The sequence below is a fragment of the Azonexus sp. MM2026_4 genome (assembly GCF_055901855.1).
Map to the genome: position 1 here is coordinate 106,218 of NZ_CM148380.1, position 18,075 is coordinate 124,292.

Genomic DNA, 18,075 nt, shown 5'->3' on the forward strand with positions numbered 1-18,075 from the left:
CATTCATGTCTTTCACCCGTCGCCACCTGCTGCTCAGCGTCTTTGCCGCCACCGTCGGCCTCTCGGCCGGTCTCGCCCACGCCCAGGCGAAGAAGGAGCTGACCATCGGCACCACCGCCGGCTCGAACATCGAGGTGCTGCGCCGCGGCATCCAGCCGCAGCTCGAACAGAAGGGCTACAAGGTCAAGCTCGTCGAATTCAGCGACTACGTCCAGCCGAACCACGCGCTGGCGCAGGGCGCACTCGATGCCAACTACTTCCAGCACGTGATCTACCTGAAGAACTTCGCCGAGAAGAACAAGCTCGACCTGGTCGACATCGTCCAGGGGCCGATCGCGCCGCTCGGCCTCTACTCGCGCAAGTTCAAGTCGGTCGCCGAGGTGAAGGAAGGCGCCCGCATCGCCGTGCCCAACGATCCGACCAATCTCGCCCGCACTTTCGTCTTCCTTGAGCAATACGGCCTGGTCAAGGCCAAGCCGGGCGTCGATCCGCTCAAGGTGACCGAGAAGGACCTGGCCGAGAATCCGAAGAAACTGAAGTTCGTCCCGCTCGAAGCCGCGCAGCTGCCGCGCGCCCTCGACGACACCGATTTCTCGGTGATCAACGGCAACTTCGCAATCTCCTCCGGCCTCAAGCTGACCGAAGCCGTGGCCCTGGAAAAGACGCCGGATTACTACCTGCTGGTCGCCGCCACCCGGACCCAGGACAAGAATGCGCCGTGGGCCGCCGACATTGCCGCTGCCTTCAAGAGCAAGTTCTTCAAGGACGTGCTCGACAAGCACTTCCCGGGTTACGCCCGGCCGGCGGCACTGCAGTAAGCGGAGGGCCCGGCGATGACGGCATTGGTGCATTTCGACGCGCAGGGGCGCTGGGGCCGCACGCTGACCGGCGAAGCCGCGGTCGGCGTGGCGCTGCGCGGCCTCGGCCTGAGCTTCGGCCGCTGGCCGCGGCGCGAACTTGGCGACGGCAGCCTCGACGCCGTGCTCGCCGCCTACGGGCCGGAACTCGACGCGCTCAAGGCGCAGCTATCGATCCGCAGCGTCGACCGCGTCAGTGTCAAACCGGGCAACCCCGACTGGCCGGCGCTGCGTCAGCGTTTCCTCGGCGAGCACACCCATGCCGATGCCGAGATCCGCTATTTCCTCGGTGGCAGCGGCCTGTTCTACATCCGCGTCGCCGACGGTCATCTCGCACTGCTCTGCGAAGCCGGCGACTGGATCATCGTGCCGGCCGGCGTCCGCCACTTCTTCGACGCCGGCGAACGGCCGGATTTCGACGCGCTGCGCCTGTTCAGCATTCCTCAGGGCTGGGAGGCCGAGTTCACCGGCGCCACGGCGCCCGGGCTGCCCTTGTTCGATGAGTTCAACGAAACCCTGGATCGCTTGGGGCAAGGGGGCGCCGCGCAATCCTGAACGCTGCTGCAAGTCGTCGATCAGCCCGCTGACCAAACCATGGCAGCGGGCTGATTTGCTTTTGCCAGGCCCGATATCGGCTGTTGCCCCGGCAGCAGCAGGTGCTGCGCAAGCCGCAGCAGGGCGCCTCTGGCGAACCGGAGAAGCTACCGTCAAGGCGTCGGAAACCTCCGGTCCAGGTGGCGAAAGTGTACAAAAACCCCATTTGGGTCAGTGACTTGGCGCTGTCGTGCAGATCGTTCGCGGAAACCGGGAGGGCGCAGGCATGCAGGTTGCAATCAGGCAGGGGAGTGGTCCGCGCTTCCGGTTTTCGACGCGGCCTTGCAAGCAGCCAAGGAGAATTCATGCAAACCCCATCATTCGTGTTGCGACAATCGGCCCGACTGGCCTCGCTCATCTTCGCCGCGGCCCTGGCCCAGCCCCAGCCCCTCTGCGCCGAGGAACAGATCAGGACACCGGGCATTGCCGGCGTGGTAGCGACTGAAACGCCGGTCGAACTCATCAAGGACGGTTTCAAGGGGAGCGAAGGCCCGCTTGGGCTGCCGGATGGCAGCTTCGTCTTCACCGAGACGCAGGCCAACCGCATCACCCGCCTGGCGCCGGATGGCTCGACCAGCGTTTACCTGGAAAACAGCAACGGTTCCAATGGCCTGGGCATCAATCCGCGCGGCGAACTGGTCAGCGTTCAGGTCAGCGATACCCGCGTCGGTGTCGTGTTGCCGGCCGAACGGGCGCGGACCCTGGCCGACAACTTCGAGGGACTGCCTTTCGGTTGACCGAACGACCTCGTCGTGGACCGGAAAGGCGGCGTCTATTTCACCGATTCCGGCGTCAATGTGCCGGCCGGCCAGGCGGCGCCCGGCAAGGTCTTCGCCAAACCGGCGGTTTATTACATCACGCCGGAAGGCAGCCTGCAGCGCCTGGCCGCCGACATCGAGCGACCGAACGGTATCCAGTTGAGCCCGGACGAAAAGACGCTCTATGTCGCCAATACGCTCGGCGAGCATGTGCTGGCCTACGCGGTGGCAGCCGACGGCAGCGTCGGCAAGCGTCGTGACTTTGCTCGCCTGAGCGGCTGGCGCAAGGGCGACAACGGTTTCAGCAGCGGTGCCGACGGTCTGGCTGTCGATGCCCAGGGCCGTCTCTACGTGGCCTCCAACGCCGGTATCGAGGTTTTCTCGGCGAGCGGTGAAGGGCTGGGCGTCATCCCCCTGCCGCGCAAGCCGCAGAACCTGGCATTTGCCGGCAGCGACAAAAAGAGCCTCTACGTGGTCGGGCGCGGCGCCGCCTACCGCATCGCCGTCCTCACCCCCGGCCACAGCGGCCGGGCCAAATAAGCAAAAAGGAAACGCCATGCCCCGCCAGACCGCCAAGGATTTTCATCCGGAAGTATTGAAACTGTTCGACAAATATGTGCACGGCCTCATTCCACGGCGCGATTTCCTGAAATCCGCGGCGCGTTTCGCGGTCGGTGCGGTCACCGCCGAGGGACTGCTGCAGGCGCTCAGCCCGCGCTTCGCCGAAGCCCAGCAGGTGGCCGGTAACGATCCGCGCCTCCAGGCGGCATACGTCGAATTTCCGTCGCCACAGGGCTACGGGACGGTGCGCGGTTATCTGGTACAGCCGGCCGGAGCCACCGGCAAGCTGCCGGCGGTACTGGTCATCCACGAGAACCGCGGCCTCAACCCGCATATCGAGGACATCGCCCGGCGCCTGGCGCTCGACGGTTTTCTCGCCTTTGCCCCGGATGCACTGTTCCCGCTCGGCGGCTATCCCGGCGACGAAGACAAGGCGCGCGAACTCTTCCCCAAACTCGACCAGAACAAAACCCGGGCCGATTTCATCGCTGCCGCCGGTGTCCTCAAGGGGCTGCCGCAAGGCAACGGCAAGCTCGGCGCGATCGGCTTCTGCTACGGCGGCGGTATCGTCAATTTCCTCGCCACGCGCCTCCCTGATCTGGCCGCGGGCGTGCCCTTCTATGGCAACCAGCCGCCGGCCGAGGAGGTGCCGGCGATCAAGGCGCCACTGCTCATTCACTATGCCGAGAACGACGAGCGCATCAACGCCGGCTGGCCGAAGTACGAAGCCGCGCTGAAAGCCGCCGGTACCCGCTATGAGGCTCACATCTATCCCGGCGTGCAACACGGCTTCAACAACGACACCACGCCCCGCTACGACCAGGCGGCGGCCCAACTGGCCTGGCAAAGGACGATAGCCTTCCTGCGCCGGCAACTGCAGGCCTGAAGGAGGCGATGATGGAAAAACTGCCGGTCTGGGATATTCCGACCCGCCTGTTCCATTGGCTGCTCGTCGTCGGCATCGTCGCCGCCGTTGGTAGCGGCCTGGTTGGCGGCGACTGGATCGCATGGCACGGGCGCAGCGGCCTGTTTGTCTTCGGATTGCTGATCTTTCGCATCGTCTGGGGCTTCGTCGGTTCGTCGACGGCCAGGTTTGCCGGGTTCGTGCGCGGACCGGCGGCGATTCGCGCCCATCTGCGGGGGCAATGGCAGGGCGTTGGCCACAATCCGCTCGGTGCGCTGTCGGTGCTCGCCTTGCTGGGCCTGGGGCTGGCGCAGGTGCTGACAGGCTTGTTCGCCAACGACGACATCGCCTTTCAGGGGCCGTTGGCCTTTCTCGTCGACCAGGAGACATCGGATCGGGCGCGCGCGCTGCACGTGCTGGTTTTCTATGCCCTCGCGGCGACCGTCGTCCTGCACCTGCTGGCGATTTCCTATTACCACTGGTTCAAGGGCGAAGCGCTGCTCAAGCCGATGCTGACCGGCTGGCGGGAGCGTGCGGGGGAGGCGCAGGCGGATGTCGAATCGCCCACCCTGATTTCCGGCCGCCGTCTCGTCCTGGCTTTCGCTTTCGCCGCACTGCTGGCCGCGGTCTCGGTCGCTGGTGCCGGCGGTTTCCTGTTCCCGGCGGCAACCGTCGTGCCCGCTGCGGTCGCCGCGCCGGCCTGGTAGATCCCGCTTTACCACCTTCCCTTAATGATTTCCGGAGCAATCGATGAAACTTCGTACATCCCTGGCAGCCGTCCTCGCCGTCACGCTTTCCAACATCGCCCTGGCCCAGCAGGCACAGCCCCCCAAGCCGGAAACGCTGATCAAGTGGCGGCAGTCCGTCTATCAGGTACTGGCCTGGAACAGTTCCCGGATCAAGGCCAACGTCGAGGGCAGCTTCAACCGGGATGAAGTCGTGCGTGCCGCCAACAGTACGGCTGCGCTGGCCAGTTCCGGCCTGGGCGCCCTCTATGCGCCCGGTACCGAGCAGGGCAAGGGCTGGCGCGAAACCAGCGTCAAGCCGGAATTGTTCAGCGACGGCAAGCGCGCCGGCGAACTGGCTGCCGCGTTCAGCAAGGAGGCCGGCGAACTGGCCAGGATCGCCGCCACTGGCGATCAGGCAGCGGTCAAGGCGCAGTTCGGCAAGCTGCAGGCGAGCTGCAAGAACTGCCACGACGATTTCAAGAAGAAAGACTGAACTCCAAGGAATTCCCCTCATGAAACGTCTGCTGTTTCTGACCCACCGCTGGCTTGGCGTGGGGCTCGCCTTGTGCATGGCCTTGTGGTTCGTTTCCGGGCTGGTCATCGTCTACGCGACCCCGTTGAACCAGACCCGGATACAACAACTCGCCCATGCCGAAGCGCTCAACGTCGAGCCCGCCTGGCTGAGTCTTGGCGAGGCCTGGCGCCTTCAGACGGCTCAGGGCAAGGCGCTTGATTCTTCGGCGGGCAAGGAAAACGGCGAGGCGGCACTGGTCGAGGCCAGACTCCTGCGCCGGGCCGGGCAACCCGTCTGGCTCGTCGAGGACAGCAATGGCAAGCGCCTGGCCCTGTCGGCGGTCGACGGGCGCGCCCTGCGCTTTTCCGAGAAAGCGGCCGGGCAGCTCGCCCAACAATGGGTCAATGCTTCGTCCGGCCAGGAGGAAACCGCGGTGCATTTCATCGAGACGGTGGAAAAGCCGCTCGTCGTCCGCAATCAGGATGCCTTGCGTCCCTTCCATCGCTTCGCCGTGGATGACGGTCAGGGGAGCGAAATCTACATTTCGGCGCGCAGCGGCGATGTCGTGCATGTGTCGACGCGCGTTGAAAGAGCGTTCTACTGGGTAGGGAACTGGCTCCATTTCTTCCGCTTCCTCGATCTGGCCGGGGTGTCTGAGCAGCGCGCGGAAATTCTCATGTGGTCGGCAATTGCCGCATTCGCCGCTTGCCTCAGCGGGCTGATTGTCGGCTGGCTGCGCTGGCGGCCGGGCTGGTTCGGCAAGCGAAGCTATGGCGAGGGGCGGGTGCATCCGTACCGGGAATTCTGGTTCCGCTGGCATTTCTGGGCCGGCTTGCTCGGTGGCATTTTTGCCTTGCTCTGGACGTTCAGCGGCTTCGTCAACGGCAATACCTGGAAACTCTTTTCAGCGGCGACGCCTTCCCGTGCCGAGCTGGCCCGCTACTACGGTCCCGGTCTGCCCGGCGCGGCAGCCGAATGGCTGCCTTCCGCCCGGGACGGCCTGGCTCCGGATGTCGTCGAGCTCGGCTGGCGCCGTGTCGGGCATGAAGCGGTCCTGTCCGCCTGGAAACGCGATGGCAGCCGGCAACTCGTCGTCGGCTCGGGGAGCGGGATCGGCGAGGCGCATCTGCTTGAAGCGGTGCACCGGCTGTCGGGCGGAGGCTTTGCCGCTTCGGTCTACCCGGTCACCGCCTACGACAGCTACTACTACCCGCGCCACGCCCGCACCGCCTGGGATCGTCCCTTGCCCGTCTTGCGTGTCGAACTCGACGATCCGGCGCGAACCCACTACTACGTCGATCCGCTCGACGGACGTCTGCTCCTGCGTCAGGACGCCAGTCGGCGCCTCTACCGCTGGCTGTTTTCCGCGCTGCATCACTGGGATATCGGTCCGCTCTATGTGAGGCCGGTCTGGGACGCCTGGATGCTGCTGTGGGTCGGTCTGGGCCTGGTTCTCGCAGCCAGTTCGGTCGTCATCGGCTGGCGGCGCCTGCAGGTGACTTTCCGACCCCGCAAGCGCCAGCCTCGCGACAGCGAAAGCCGGCCTCTGGTGGTGGAGGAATCATGAATCCGCATTCACTGCTCAAGGAGGGTTACATGAAATCATCGTTTGCCGCACTGGTCATGCTTTGCCTCGCTCTTCCTGCCATCGCCCAGCAGGTGCCGGGACGGGAGGGCAGCGCGAGTGCTGCCTGGAAATACCAGGTGAAGAAGCTGGACAAGGCCGAGGTCGATCAGTACCTCGCCACCCCGGAACGCATCGTCGTCATCGATCTCCGCCGACCGGATGAGCTGGCAAGAAACGGCGGTCTGCCGGTTTACCTCAGCATCCAGTCGGCCGACCTGGAGAAATCGCTCGCCTACATTCCGCGCGATCGTCTGGTGCTGACGGCTTCCAACCACGCCGGGCGGGCCGGTGCCGCGGCCGATTTCCTGCTCGCCCGGGGCTTCAGTGTCGCCGGCGCGGTCGGGGTCCAGAACTACGAGGCCGAGGGGGGCAAGCTGCTGAAACCGGTAGCGCCACCTCCCCGCCAGCCGGCGGCTGCGACCCCCTGAACCGCAGGACGATTTCTCATCCTCGTGCATATTCCAATCATTGAAAAGGCAACATGAAAATTAGCAAGCTGATCGCAAGTCTGGGCTTCTCCGCGCTGCTGGTGGTTTCGGCAGCACAGGCGGAAAACGAATTCGACATGGATTTCATGCAGACCATCGAAGACGTGACCAAGGATCTGGTTTCCCATATCTCCGGACAGGATGGCGCCGCCGCCAGCGCCGGCATCAAGGAACTCGATGGCTACCTGGCGCAGGTGGAAGCGCATTATGCGAAGAAGGGCAATACGCAGGACGCCGTCGACATTGCCCGCGAGGGCCGGCTGATACTGGGCGATATCGGCAAGCTGGTCGCCGCCGGACACTACGACGACGCCAATGCCAGAACCTCCGAGTTCTCGAAAAACTGCAAGTCCTGCCACAAGATTTACAAGAAATCCTGATGCGCGCACAAGGTCAGATGTACGCGGCAATCGCCGCGTTATTGCTTGGCGTGTCGCCAGTCTGGGCAGCCGGTCCGTTGGCGCCGGGCAGTTTGCCGGTCGCCGGGCATCCGGTGGGACGCGCGGCAGTCGGCGCGGTGCGTTCCTATGACGAGCGTTGCCAGGAATGCCATGCCAAGGACGGCAACGCCACCGAGATCGGCGACGGCGTCAGCAACATCGGCAAGTTTCCCAAGCTGGCCGGGCAGTCGGCTGCCTACATCGTCAAGCAGGTGGAAGATTTCCGTGACGGCCGCCGTCACAGCGACGAGATGGAAATCATGGCACGCACGCTGGAGGAGCAGGACCTGCACGATATCGCCGCCTACTATGCCTCCTTGCCGGCAATGCGGGGCAGCGGGCAGGTGGGCGATAGCGCAGCCGCCCGGCTGTACCACGAAGGCGATCCGGCGCGGGCAATTCCCGCCTGTGTAAGCTGTCACGGCGAGGCTGGCCGGGCTCATCCCGGTATTCCCCGTCTCGCCGGTCAGCACGAACGTTACCTCAACAAGCAACTGCGTGACTGGCGCAGCCAGCAACGCAGGAACAGCGCCGGTGGCGTCATGACGCAGCTTGCCCACCAGTTGTCGGACGGTGAAATCGATGCCCTGGCGGCCTATCTGGCCGGCTTGTAGGAACATCAAACCAAGGAATCGAAATCCATGAAGATAAGTTTATTGGCATTCATCCTGAGCGGCCTGCTGATTGCCCCTGCCGCGGCAGAGCTGGAAGTTGGCCAGGCTGCGCCGCTGTTTGCTACCCCGGCCGCGCTGGCCGGGAAGGAGTTCCGTTACTCGCTGGCCGATGCGTTGGCAGCAGGACCGGTCGTGGTGTACTTCTATCCCTCGGCCTACACCAATGGCTGCAACATCCAGGCTCACACTTTTGCCGAGAACATCGGACGTTTTGAGGAGGTTGGGGCCAGTGTCGTCGGCGTCTCCCTGGACGATATCCGGCGTCTGAAAACCTTCTCCGCCGATCCGGAGTACTGCGCCGGCAAATTGACGGTCGCTGCCGATGCCGATGGGCGTGTAGCGCGTGCCTACGAGGTCAATGTCCGCGATCTGCAGCCGGGACGGCGCGACACCCGGGGTGAGGCAATCGATCACGGCTTTGCCGAAAGGACCAGCTTCGTTGTCGACCGGGAAGGGAAGATTGCTGCCGTCGTCGGCGGTCTCTCGCCCAGGGAAAATGTTGCCCGGGTACTTGAAGTCGTCAGAACGCTGGGCACGCGCTTGCGCCAGTAAAACCCTCCGGTTTCCCCCATTCGAAGGAATCAGGCAGCCAATGGCTGCCTTTTTTTCTGGTGCTGGAGAAGCAGTTTCGAGAAGGGAGTGAACGAATCCGGGCAGTTCGCTAATACGAAAAAAATCCAAGAAACATGATGTTCCTGATATGCCTGATGGTTTGTTTTATGTCTTTGATCGTAAATGATTTTTCCGGATGGTTTTGGCGCTGCTGCGTCTCTCGGAGGAATCGTCAGGCAGGCATGCAATTTGCCAAACCCGTTTGATTTCAATCAGGAGCTAATCGCATGGTTCATGCAAAGACAAAAATCAAACGGGGTATCGATCGTCAGGAGCCGGCGCCGGTTTTCAGGCGCACAACAATCCATCTGGGCGTTCTTGCCGTCATGGGGGCCTTGTCCTTCACCTCACTCCCCGCAGTTGCAGCCGACGATGGGCAGCTTGCCGAACTGCAGCAGGAGAACCTGCGCCTGCGCAAGGAACTCGAAGCCTTGCGCGGCAATAAGGCAGCTCAGGTCACGGCGGCACCCGCAGAGGAACGTTCCGCCAGGGAACAAGGGGGCGGGCGGCAGACCGTGTCGTCGGCGGCGGAACTGGAGCGGGTCGTGGTCTCGGGAAAGAAGACCCTGCTGCGCGTCAAGGAAATCCCCCAGTCCATTTCGGTGGTCGCCGGCGAGGAGCTGAAACGGGAAGGGGTGACGACGCTGGAAGATACCCTGAAGCGTCTGTCCAACGTCAAATGGAATTACGGCAATACCTCGACCAGCAGCTACTCGATGCGCGGGCTGGGTAAAACCGGCAACGTCGACGGCGGCGACCCCAGCGTCGGCATCAGTCTGGACGGGGTTGGTCTGGGCTTCAACCAGTTCGCCTATTCAAGCCTCTACGACATCGAATCGGTCGAGGCGGTCCATGGCCCCTTGGGCACCCAGGGCGGCAAGAATTCGACCATCGGCGGCATCAAGGTCAATTACAAGCGACCGACCTTCAGCAACTCGGTCGAGACTTCCGTCGGCTTCACCAAGTACGAAGCGCAGAGCTACAACAAGTCGAACGGTAGTGTCCGCGCGACGGCGGTTGGCAATGCGGTGATCGTCGACGACCTGCTGGCTTTCCGGACCTCGGTTGACGTGCAGAAGGGCGGCGGCTGGATACCGAACAGCTACAACCCGGACAACACCTACATCAGTTCCGATCGGGTCAATGCGCGACTGCAATTGCTGCTCAAGCCGAGCGCCAATTTCGACGCCCGTCTGATCGCCGAGGTGATGCCGAGAAACAGCGAGAACGTGAATATCAATTCCACGAACTTCTTCTTCTCGCAAACGCCGGCCTTCTATGCCAACGGGGCCGCCAATACCGCACTGAGTAACGAGCAGCGCCTGGCACGTGGCTGGTTCCTGCGGAATGGCGATTACACGCTGAATGGCAACTGGTTCAACCAGAAGGTGATCACCAGCGATTCGCAGCAGGGTGTGGTCAGCGGCAGCAACAGCCTCGGTCTGGACCTGAACTGGGTGCTTGCCGACAAGTATCGGCTCAATTCCGTGACCTCTTACAAGGACTATGTCTTCAACGCCTTCCGCGACGATGAAGGTACGGTCTTCGACGTCCAGACGGCAGCCGGCCAGAACAAGGTTTTCCGCCAGTACACCCAGGATTTCCAGCTCGCCTCCAACATCGACAACCTGCTCGAATACCAGACCGGGCTCTTCGTGCAGAAGGTGATCAGCCGCTCGCAGGGTAACAACATTTACGGTTCGGATGCCGGCGCCTGGTACGCGACCAATAGCCAATACAACGCGCTGGTTGCCAACAATACGGTTGGCGCCAACGCGGTGGCGGCCCGCTACATGCTGGTCGACTCGCTCAACGACCTGTGGATCGCCAAGCCGACGCAGGTGGACAATCTGACCAGCGCCCTGTATTTCAACGGCGACTGGCGGGTCAGCGACGACTTCAAGGTCAATACCGGCATCCGTCGTTCCTGGGAGGACCGGACCATCACCCAGGAAGCGCGGATTGAGCAGAATGGCTACGGCAAGGTATTCAACGGCGGCGCCAGCGGCGGTTTCGATGTCGTCAGCGGAACCAACGGCAACCTGACGGCAGCAGCACTGGCCGACGCCGCCCAGGTGGCTGCGGCAGACCTGTTGGCCCAGACCTATTTCGGTGCCGCCAACTACGCGGCGCTCGATGCCACCCAGAAGGGATTGGTGGCGCGCGCCAAAGCGATCCGCAGCGGCCGGATCGGCACCCTCTACAATCAGTTTTCAGCGAATTACAAGGGCAACGTCGATACCTTCACGATCGCCCCCAAGTACAAGTTCAATGAAAACGTGACCGGCTACGTCTCGCTGTCCTACGGCCAGAAATCCGGCCTGCCGACAATTCGGGAAGCGGCCGTGCCCTATGCCCTGGAAGTCAAGCCCGAGCGCAACACCGGCATCGAGGTCGGCTTCAAGAGCAATCTGCTCGGTGGCGATCTGGTCCTGAACACCTCGCTTTATCTGAACAACATCAGCAATTACCAGCAGACGGTTTCCTTCGAGGACCCGGTGCTGAGTGCGATCAATAGTGTGACCACCTATGTTTCCGGCTTCGGCAACGTGGCCAAGGTCAGGACCCAGGGCCTGGAAATCGACGGGGCCTACACGGGGATCAAGAATCTGGTGGTCCGCTTCGCCGGCGCCTACAACGACGCGCACTACGTGGACTTCAAGAACGCGACTTGCCCGGTCGAGCGCGCCAACGAGTGCACGGCGGCGAGCCCCTTCCTGGATTATTCGGGCAAGACCCTGCCCGGCGCCTCGAAGTACTCGCTCAACATCAACGCCGTGTATAGCTGGCCGCTAGCCGACGGCAAGGTGTTCCGTTCGGGCTTCAACACCACCTACCAGAGCCGCTGGAACTCGGACAACTCGTTGTCCAGCTATGCGTGGATTCCGGGCAGCTCGGTCACCGATCTCAACTTCAGTTTTGCCGATGCCAAGGATCGCTGGTTGACGACCTTCTTCATCAAGAACGTCTTCGACGACGACACGCCGCGCAACAAGACCTGGAATGCCTGGGCGCCCGGCTTTCCTCGCCAGTACGGCCTGGTCTTTTCGACCAAGCTCTAAACCGGGAACGGGCCTCGTCACGGGGCCCGTTGTTTAGGACCCCGGGGGCATCTGTCTGGCGGGCAACAGTGACTGTTTCCGGTGAGGCAGTAGCGTTTCCCCGAGCCCCCCGGGTGTCGCGCCTGGAAATTATTAAGTTAATTAAATCATGGCCTTGCATCTGCGTCGCGTGCCTCGCAGGGATGGCCTGAAGTTTGCGAAATAACTCGAATGTACTTTCTGGATACAGGAGAAATGAAATGATTCACGGAACTCGGCTGGCCATCGTGCTTGGCCTGGCTGCAGCAGGTTTGAGCGTGGGGCCGATATTGGCGCAGGAAAAGGCGCCGCCGGCGAAGGAGGCCGCCGCCAGGTCCAGCCTGCCTTCGAACTGGGCCTATCGCCCCGTGCAGGCGACCGTGCCGGAGGTCAGGGACGCCCGCTGGGCGCGGACGGAGATCGACAAGTTCGTCCTCGCCAAGCTCGCCGAAAAAGGTCTGAAACCTTCCCCTGAAGCCGATCGGGTGACCCTGATCCGGCGTGTCTACCTTGACGTGGCCGGGGTCATCCCGACGCCGGAGGAGGTCAAGGCCTTCGTCAACGACAAGTCGCCGAATGCCTACGAAAAACTGGTCGACCGTCTTCTCGCCTCGCCGCAGTACGGCGAACGGGTCGGCCGCCGCTGGCTTGACCTGGCGCGCTACGCCGATACCCAGGGCTATCAGGACGACGAGCAACGGCCCGGCATGTGGCGCTATCGCGACTACGTGATCAAGTCCTTCAACCAGGACAAGCCGTTCAACCAGTTCGTCAAGGAACAGATTGCCGGCGACGAATTGTGGCCCGGCCAGCAGGATGCGCTGGTCGCCACCGGCTTCCTGCGCGGCTATCCGGATGCGCCCGACCATCGCGACCTGCTGGAAAAACGCTATACCGCGATCACCGACATGACCGACACCGTCGGCACGGTGCTGCTCGGCCATTCGCTCGAATGCGCGCGTTGCCACGACCACAAGTTCGACAAGATCTCGATGAAGGATTACTACCAGTTGCAGTCCTTCTTCGCCAACACGCTGCCCAGCGACAACCTGCCGGTGCTCGAGAAGGGCGAGCGCGAGAAGAAGTTCGAACGGGACTATGCGGCCTACGAGGAAGCGACCCGGGAAATCCGTGCCAAGCTGACGGCCTTCATCGAACCCCACAAGGACGAGGTGATCAAGTATCACCGCGAGCGTTTCTACGAGGATGGCCGGGTCTCGCTGTGGAAACCCAAGGAAGAATGGAAATCGCTCGATCGCTGGCTGAACTACCGTTTTGACCAGTACATCGTCCGCAACAACCCGAACTACGGCTGGGATATCAACTTCTTTGCCGCCGCCGGCGGCGCCTTCAACAATGCCGTCGAGGTGGCGGCGGTCGACCCGGGCTTCGACAAGGCCAAGCTGGAGAAGCTGAAGCAGCGCCAGTCGGAGTTCCGGAAGCTGCTGGCCGAGTTGCGCAAGTTCAACGACCAGCGGCCGGAGCAGGGGGCAACCATCCTTTCCGCGCTGACCGAGAACGGAACCGATGCGGCACCTCAGCACATCTACGCCGGCGGCGATCATCACCGGCCGCTGGCCGAGGTGCAGCCGGGCTTCCCGGCTCTGTTCACGCCGAACAACACGAAGGCCGAGATCGTGCCGACGGCGAACTCCTCCGGACGGCGTTCGGCCCTGGCCAACTGGCTGGTCTCCAGCGACAACCACGTCGTTCCCCGCGTCTTCGTCAACCGCCTGTGGGCGCACTACTTCGACAGCGGCATCGTGCCGAGCGTTAGCGATTTCGGGCGCGCCGGGCAGAAACCCAGCCATCCCGAGCTGCTCGACTACCTGGCCGGGAATTTCGTCAGAAATGGCTGGAGCGTCAAGAAACTGACGCGCGAAATCCTGCTCTCGAGCACCTACCGCCAGGCATCCACCGAACGCAAGGACGCGCTTGCCGTCGATCCGACGAACAAGTTGCTGGCAACCTTCCCGCGCAAGCGTCTCGACTCGGAACAGGTGCGCGATTCGCTGCTCGCCGCTTCCGGCCTGCTGACGCCGAAGGCGGGCGGGCCGGGCGTTTATCCCCCCCTGCCGGAGGTCATCTACAAGGCTTCATCGCGCAATGTGCCGGGCTTCTGGCCGCAGACCGACAACGCCAAGGATCATCACACCCGCAGCGTTTATGTCTATGTCCGCCGCAGCTTGCCCTATCCGATGCTGGAGACCTTCGACGGCGCCTCGCCGCAAAGTCCGCACAGCCGTCGCGACGTGACGACCGTGCCGCAGCAGTCGCTGACCCTGTTCAACAACGACCAGGTTTACCAGTGGTCGAAGAGCCTGGCCGGACGGGTGATCCGCGAGGCCGGCAAGAGCGAGGAAGCGCAACTCGACCGGCTGTTCCAGGTGCTTTACTCGCGGGCGCCGGCCAGGGACGAGAAGGCGGCCGCGCTCGCCTTCCTGAATCGCCACGAGAAGGTGATCAAGGCGCAGCTCGCCAGCGGCAAGCTGGCCGTCGCCGTGCCCGTTGGGCTCAAGGATCTGCCGGACACCAGTCCGACCCGCCTGGCGGCATTCGTCGATCTGGCGCACAGCCTGGCCAATGCCAACGAATTCATCTATCGCTTCTAATTTTCCGGAAATCATCATGACTCATCATTCGCACTCCCGCAGGAACTTTCTCGGTGTCTCGGCCAAAGGGCTGGCCCTGACCGTCGGTGGCATGGTCGGCGGTGGCGGCGTGTTCTCGCCGCTGTTCGCCGCCGAGAACGATGCCGGTCCGCTGGCGCCCAAGCCGACGCATTACCCGGGCAAGGCCAAGTCCGTCATCTGGCTGCACATGAACGGCGCACCGGCCGCACAGGACCTGTTCGAATACAAACCCGAGCTCTATCGCCTGCACAACCAGGCGATTCCCGAATCCTTCCTGAAGGGGGTTCAGGTCAATACGCAGGGCGGTGCCGGCAAACTGCTGGCCTCGCAACGCAAATGGAAGCAGTACGGGCAGAGCGGCAAATGGTTCTCCGACCTGCTGCCCAACGTGGCCAAGCACGCCGACGATCTTGCCTTCATCCACAACATGGAAACCGTCGGCGCCACCCACGACATCTCGACCATGCTGCTCAATTCCAGCGGCGCGGTGCCGGGGCGGCCGACGCTCGGGGCATGGATCACCTATGCCCTGGGGTCCGCCAACCAGGATTTGCCAGCCTACATCGTGCTCTCCAACGGCGGTCGCGGGCTGGCCGGCGGTTCGGTCAACTATGCCTCGGGTTTCCTGCCGGCGGTTTATCAAGGCGTACCGCTGCAACTCGGCGAGACGCCGATCCTCTTCCTGGATCGTCCGGATCTGCTGGCGGCCAACCAGCAACGCGATGCGCTCGATTTCCTGCGCGAGTTCAACAAACTTCACGCCGGCAAGTATCCCTCGGATACCGAATTGAAGGCCCGTCTGGAAGCCTACGAACTGGCCTATCGCATGCAGTCGACGGTGCCCAACGTCGTCGACATCGGCAAGGAAAGTGCGGAAACCCGTGCCGCCTACGGGATCGGCACACCGGAAACCAATGATTACGGGACCAACCTGTTGCGTGCCCGCCGCCTGGTCGAGAACGGCGTTCGTTTCATCCAGGTGGTTTCCGGCAAGGCCGACAAGTACAACGACTGGGACGCCCATACCGATCTGGAAGGAAATCACAAGGCGCAGGCCAGGATGGTCGACCAGCCGATCGGTGCCTTGCTGAACGATCTCAAGCAACGCGGGCTGCTCGATTCGACCTTGGTGGTGTGGACTGCCGAATTCGGCCGGACCTCTTACGGTCAGTCGGGAACCGGCCGCGACCACAATCCGTGGGGCTACACGCAATGGCTGGCCGGGGCCGGGGTCAAGGGCGGCGCCAGTATTGGGCAGACCGACGAGATCGGTCTCAAGGCGGTCGGCAAGACGACCTCGACCTACGATTTCCAGGCCACGGTGCTGCATGCGATGGGGCTCAATCACCTGAAGACGACCTTCCAGTACAACGGTCGTTCGGAGCGGCCGACCGTCGTTTATGGCGATATCGTCAAGGAAGTGTTTGCGTGACGTTTGCTTCCCGGGGCGTCTGCCGCCCCGGGAAGGGCCGTTGCCGGAAAGGGCCGTCAACCTTGGGTTGGCGGCCCTTTTTTATCGCTCAGTGGGGATGCTTCGCCAGGCGCAGCGCATCGCCCAGGATCTGCGCCGCTTCCCTGAGGACGACATCGGGCGCGGCCTTTTGCGTCCGGCGGCGCGACAGCTCCTGGGTCAGGCTGCGTTCGCCGTTTTCCAGCCCGTCGTCGGCGGCGAAGAGATCGTCAGCGGGGGCCGCGTTGCCGGTCGCCCGCAGCCGCGTCTTCCTGAGCGAATTTCTGGCTTCCTGAAGATTCATCTCCCGGCGCCGCTCCGCTTCATTGAGGGAAATCCGGTTCTCCGCCTTCAAGCGCCGGAAACGATCCAGTTCATCGCGCAGAAACTGGAATTCGACGTTGCCGGCCAGACGGACCGCCTGCCGGCGGGTCAATTCTGCGGTCAGACTGGGGGAAGGCGAGGCATTCAGGGGGCCGGGTAGGGCGGCGATCCGACTCCAGGGCAGGGCGTTCGGAAAGGCGTTTTCGCCCTGCCGCTCCGTCCCTCCGAGACCGGGGATGGTGATGTCCGGCGCAACGCCACGCAGTTGCGTGGTGCCGCCGTTGACGCGGAAGAACTGGGCGACGGTCATCGTCAGCGAGCCGAGTTTGGGTGCGCCTTCCGGCGTGTAGCGGTCGAGATCGAGTACCGACTGGACGGTGCCCTTGCCGAAGCTGGCTTCGCCGATGATCAGACCGCGCCGGTAATCCTGGATGGCCGCCGCGAATATCTCCGATGCCGATGCCGATTCGCGGTTGATCAGGACGGCCAGCGGGCCGTCCCAGGCCATGCCGGGATCGTTGTCGGACTCGACGGAAATCTGGCCGCGGCCATCGCGTTGCTGAACCACCGGTCCGCGGTCGATGAACAGTCCGGTCAGCGCCACTGCCTCGGCAAGCGCGCCGCCGCCGTTGCCGCGCAGGTCGACCAGCACCGCGTCGACCCGTTGCCGGCGCAATTCCGCCAGCAGTTTGGCGACATCGCGGGAGGCGCTGGAGAAGTCCGCCGCCCCGTTCTGGCTGCCGGTGAAATCGCGGTAGAAGGTGCTCAGGCTGACCACGCCAATCCTCCGCCCGTCGGCCAGGGAAATGACGCGTTGCTGCGCTGCCTGGTCCTCCAGCGAGATTTTCTGGCGGACCAGCCTGATCCGGCGGTGCGGCGCATCGGCGACGCTGTCCGCGGGAATGATCTCGAGTTCGACGACCGAGTTGGCGGCGCCCCGGATCAGGCGCACCGTTTCGTCAAGGCGCCAGCCGAAGACATCGACCGGGTTGCCGTTTTCGCCCTGCGCAACGGCCAGGATGCGATCACCCACCTTGAGCTTGCCGGAAAGGGCGGCCGGGCCGCCGGGGATCAGTTCGCGAATCGTCGTATAGGCGTCGCGTTCCTCGAGGACGGCGCCAATCCCGACCAGGCTCAGGCTCATGCCGATCTCGAAATCGTCGGCGTTGCGTGGGCCGAGGTAATTCGTGTGCGGGTCGATACTGTTGGTGAACGCGCTCATGAAGGACTGGAACGCATCTTCGGCGTTCAGCCGGTTGATGCGGCCGATCGCCAGTTCGTAGCGGCGGTCCAGCGTCCGGACGATCTCCGGGTCGGCCTTGCCGGCCAGACGCAGACGCAACCAGTCGTTCTTGACCAGTTGTCGCCAAAGCTCGCGGCGTTCCGCGCCGTCCTTCGGCCAGGGGGCATTTTCCCGACTGGCCGCCATGCTTTCGGGCAGCGTGAAATCGGGCGCTTCGCGCAACAAGGCCTGGGCTTCCCGGTAACGGTCGATGGCATGGCGCGCATACAGGTTGAAGATCAGGAAGGGCAGCCGGAGGTCGCCGCTGCCCACGGCGTCGTCGAGACGACGGCGGACGCCTTGCAGCAGCGCGATGTCGGGTTCGGCGAAAAAGAGTTTTTCGCCGTCGAGCTGTTTCAGGTAGCGCTCGAAGATCGCTTCGGACATCCGGTCGTCGAGCGGTATTGGCCGGTAGTGATAGCGGCCGAGGATTTCCGCGGACAAGCTGGCGGCCACGCCCTGCTGCGCCTGGGGCGCCACTTCCTGGGCATGGGCAGCGCAGGCAAAAGCCAGGGCGATGCCGAGGGTGAGATGTTTGATCGGAGGCAT

Annotated in this window: 15 protein-coding genes and 1 pseudogene; 15 read left to right on the plus strand and 1 reads right to left on the minus strand. The window is 63.4% G+C overall.

All coding sequences use genetic code 11. From position 1 onward, the window contains the following. Positions 1–5 precede the first annotated feature (5 nt). The 15 genes and pseudogenes from AC0KWY_RS00420 (at position 6) to AC0KWY_RS00490 (ending at position 15,902) form a co-directional block, all read left to right on the plus strand. On the plus strand, positions 6–818 hold the full coding sequence (locus AC0KWY_RS00420) for a MetQ/NlpA family ABC transporter substrate-binding protein (RefSeq protein ID WP_474027685.1): 813 nt from the start codon (positions 6–8) through the stop codon (positions 816–818). Between the two features lie 15 nt (positions 819–833). Continuing rightward, positions 834–1,412 (plus strand): AraC family ligand binding domain-containing protein, encoded by a 579-nt coding sequence (locus AC0KWY_RS00425; RefSeq protein ID WP_474027686.1) that lies wholly within the window; start codon positions 834–836, stop codon positions 1,410–1,412. A 344-nt stretch (positions 1,413–1,756) separates the two neighbouring features. Then, entirely contained in the window at positions 1,757–2,188 is a 432-nt protein-coding gene (locus AC0KWY_RS00430) for a hypothetical protein (protein ID WP_474027687.1), read from the plus strand. A gap of 12 nt (positions 2,189–2,200) precedes the next feature. Then, a pseudogene (locus AC0KWY_RS00435) lies at positions 2,201–2,749 on the plus strand (SMP-30/gluconolactonase/LRE family protein); the annotation flags it as partial. 16 nt (positions 2,750–2,765) lie between these two features. Continuing rightward, a complete protein-coding gene (locus AC0KWY_RS00440) occupies positions 2,766–3,656 on the plus strand; it encodes a dienelactone hydrolase family protein (RefSeq protein WP_474027688.1) in 891 nt (296 codons plus the stop codon). Between the two features lie 11 nt (positions 3,657–3,667). Continuing rightward, positions 3,668–4,381, plus strand: coding sequence for a cytochrome b/b6 domain-containing protein (locus AC0KWY_RS00445; protein WP_474027689.1), 714 nt, complete (start codon positions 3,668–3,670; stop codon positions 4,379–4,381). Between the two features lie 43 nt (positions 4,382–4,424). Beyond that, positions 4,425–4,895 carry a c-type cytochrome gene (locus tag AC0KWY_RS00450; RefSeq protein ID WP_474027690.1) on the plus strand — a complete coding sequence of 157 codons (471 nt, stop codon included), beginning with the start codon at positions 4,425–4,427 and terminating at the stop codon, positions 4,893–4,895. 19 nt (positions 4,896–4,914) lie between these two features. Then, the gene (locus AC0KWY_RS00455; protein WP_474027691.1) at positions 4,915–6,483 is read left to right on the plus strand and encodes a PepSY domain-containing protein; all 1,569 of its coding nucleotides are present in this window, start codon (positions 4,915–4,917) and stop codon (positions 6,481–6,483) included. After that, positions 6,480–6,971 (plus strand): rhodanese-like domain-containing protein, encoded by a 492-nt coding sequence (locus AC0KWY_RS00460; RefSeq protein ID WP_474027692.1) that lies wholly within the window; start codon positions 6,480–6,482, stop codon positions 6,969–6,971. The genes AC0KWY_RS00455 and AC0KWY_RS00460 overlap by 4 nt, the downstream gene beginning before the upstream one ends. 53 nt (positions 6,972–7,024) lie before the next feature. Next, the gene (locus AC0KWY_RS00465) at positions 7,025–7,411 is read left to right on the plus strand and encodes a hypothetical protein (protein WP_474027693.1); all 387 of its coding nucleotides are present in this window, start codon (positions 7,025–7,027) and stop codon (positions 7,409–7,411) included. Continuing rightward, positions 7,411–8,085, plus strand: a complete 675-nt coding sequence (locus tag AC0KWY_RS00470) for a c-type cytochrome (RefSeq protein WP_474027694.1) — start codon at positions 7,411–7,413, stop codon at positions 8,083–8,085. Before AC0KWY_RS00465 ends, AC0KWY_RS00470 begins: the two co-directional genes overlap by 1 nt. A 27-nt stretch (positions 8,086–8,112) precedes the next feature. Beyond that, positions 8,113–8,697, plus strand: coding sequence for a peroxiredoxin (locus AC0KWY_RS00475; RefSeq protein WP_474027695.1), 585 nt, complete (start codon positions 8,113–8,115; stop codon positions 8,695–8,697). A gap of 287 nt (positions 8,698–8,984) precedes the next feature. Continuing rightward, the gene (locus AC0KWY_RS00480) at positions 8,985–11,819 is read left to right on the plus strand and encodes a TonB-dependent receptor (RefSeq protein WP_474027696.1); all 2,835 of its coding nucleotides are present in this window, start codon (positions 8,985–8,987) and stop codon (positions 11,817–11,819) included. 239 nt (positions 11,820–12,058) lie between these two features. Then, positions 12,059–14,449, plus strand: coding sequence for a DUF1549 and DUF1553 domain-containing protein (locus AC0KWY_RS00485; RefSeq protein ID WP_474027697.1), 2,391 nt, complete (start codon positions 12,059–12,061; stop codon positions 14,447–14,449). A 16-nt stretch (positions 14,450–14,465) separates the two neighbouring features. Beyond that, complete coding sequence (locus tag AC0KWY_RS00490; RefSeq protein ID WP_474027698.1) at positions 14,466–15,902, plus strand: DUF1501 domain-containing protein; 1,437 nt, start codon at positions 14,466–14,468, stop codon at positions 15,900–15,902. Positions 15,903–15,990: 88 nt separating this feature from the next. On the opposite strand, the gene AC0KWY_RS00495 is transcribed toward AC0KWY_RS00490, so the two are convergent. Next, entirely contained in the window at positions 15,991–18,075 is a 2,085-nt protein-coding gene (locus AC0KWY_RS00495; protein WP_474027699.1) for a carboxy terminal-processing peptidase, read from the minus strand.

Excerpts from the sequence above, each read along its gene's own strand:
- AC0KWY_RS00420 (WP_474027685.1), top strand. The coding sequence starts at position 6 with ATGTCTTTCACCCGTCGCCACCTGCTGCTCAGCGTCTTTGCCGCCACC.
- AC0KWY_RS00425 (WP_474027686.1), top strand. The coding sequence starts at position 834 with ATGACGGCATTGGTGCATTTCGACGCGCAGGGGCGCTGGGGCCGCACG.
- AC0KWY_RS00430 (WP_474027687.1), top strand. The coding sequence starts at position 1,757 with ATGCAAACCCCATCATTCGTGTTGCGACAATCGGCCCGACTGGCCTCG.
- AC0KWY_RS00440 (WP_474027688.1), top strand. The coding sequence starts at position 2,766 with ATGCCCCGCCAGACCGCCAAGGATTTTCATCCGGAAGTATTGAAACTG.
- AC0KWY_RS00445 (WP_474027689.1), top strand. The coding sequence starts at position 3,668 with ATGGAAAAACTGCCGGTCTGGGATATTCCGACCCGCCTGTTCCATTGG.
- AC0KWY_RS00450 (WP_474027690.1), top strand. The coding sequence starts at position 4,425 with ATGAAACTTCGTACATCCCTGGCAGCCGTCCTCGCCGTCACGCTTTCC.
- AC0KWY_RS00455 (WP_474027691.1), top strand. The coding sequence starts at position 4,915 with ATGAAACGTCTGCTGTTTCTGACCCACCGCTGGCTTGGCGTGGGGCTC.
- AC0KWY_RS00460 (WP_474027692.1), top strand. The coding sequence starts at position 6,480 with ATGAATCCGCATTCACTGCTCAAGGAGGGTTACATGAAATCATCGTTT.
- AC0KWY_RS00465 (WP_474027693.1), top strand. The coding sequence starts at position 7,025 with ATGAAAATTAGCAAGCTGATCGCAAGTCTGGGCTTCTCCGCGCTGCTG.
- AC0KWY_RS00470 (WP_474027694.1), top strand. The coding sequence starts at position 7,411 with ATGCGCGCACAAGGTCAGATGTACGCGGCAATCGCCGCGTTATTGCTT.
- AC0KWY_RS00475 (WP_474027695.1), top strand. The coding sequence starts at position 8,113 with ATGAAGATAAGTTTATTGGCATTCATCCTGAGCGGCCTGCTGATTGCC.
- AC0KWY_RS00480 (WP_474027696.1), top strand. The coding sequence starts at position 8,985 with ATGGTTCATGCAAAGACAAAAATCAAACGGGGTATCGATCGTCAGGAG.
- AC0KWY_RS00485 (WP_474027697.1), top strand. The coding sequence starts at position 12,059 with ATGATTCACGGAACTCGGCTGGCCATCGTGCTTGGCCTGGCTGCAGCA.
- AC0KWY_RS00490 (WP_474027698.1), top strand. The coding sequence starts at position 14,466 with ATGACTCATCATTCGCACTCCCGCAGGAACTTTCTCGGTGTCTCGGCC.
- AC0KWY_RS00495 (WP_474027699.1), bottom strand. The coding sequence starts at position 18,075 with ATGCCTCCGATCAAACATCTCACCCTCGGCATCGCCCTGGCTTTTGCC.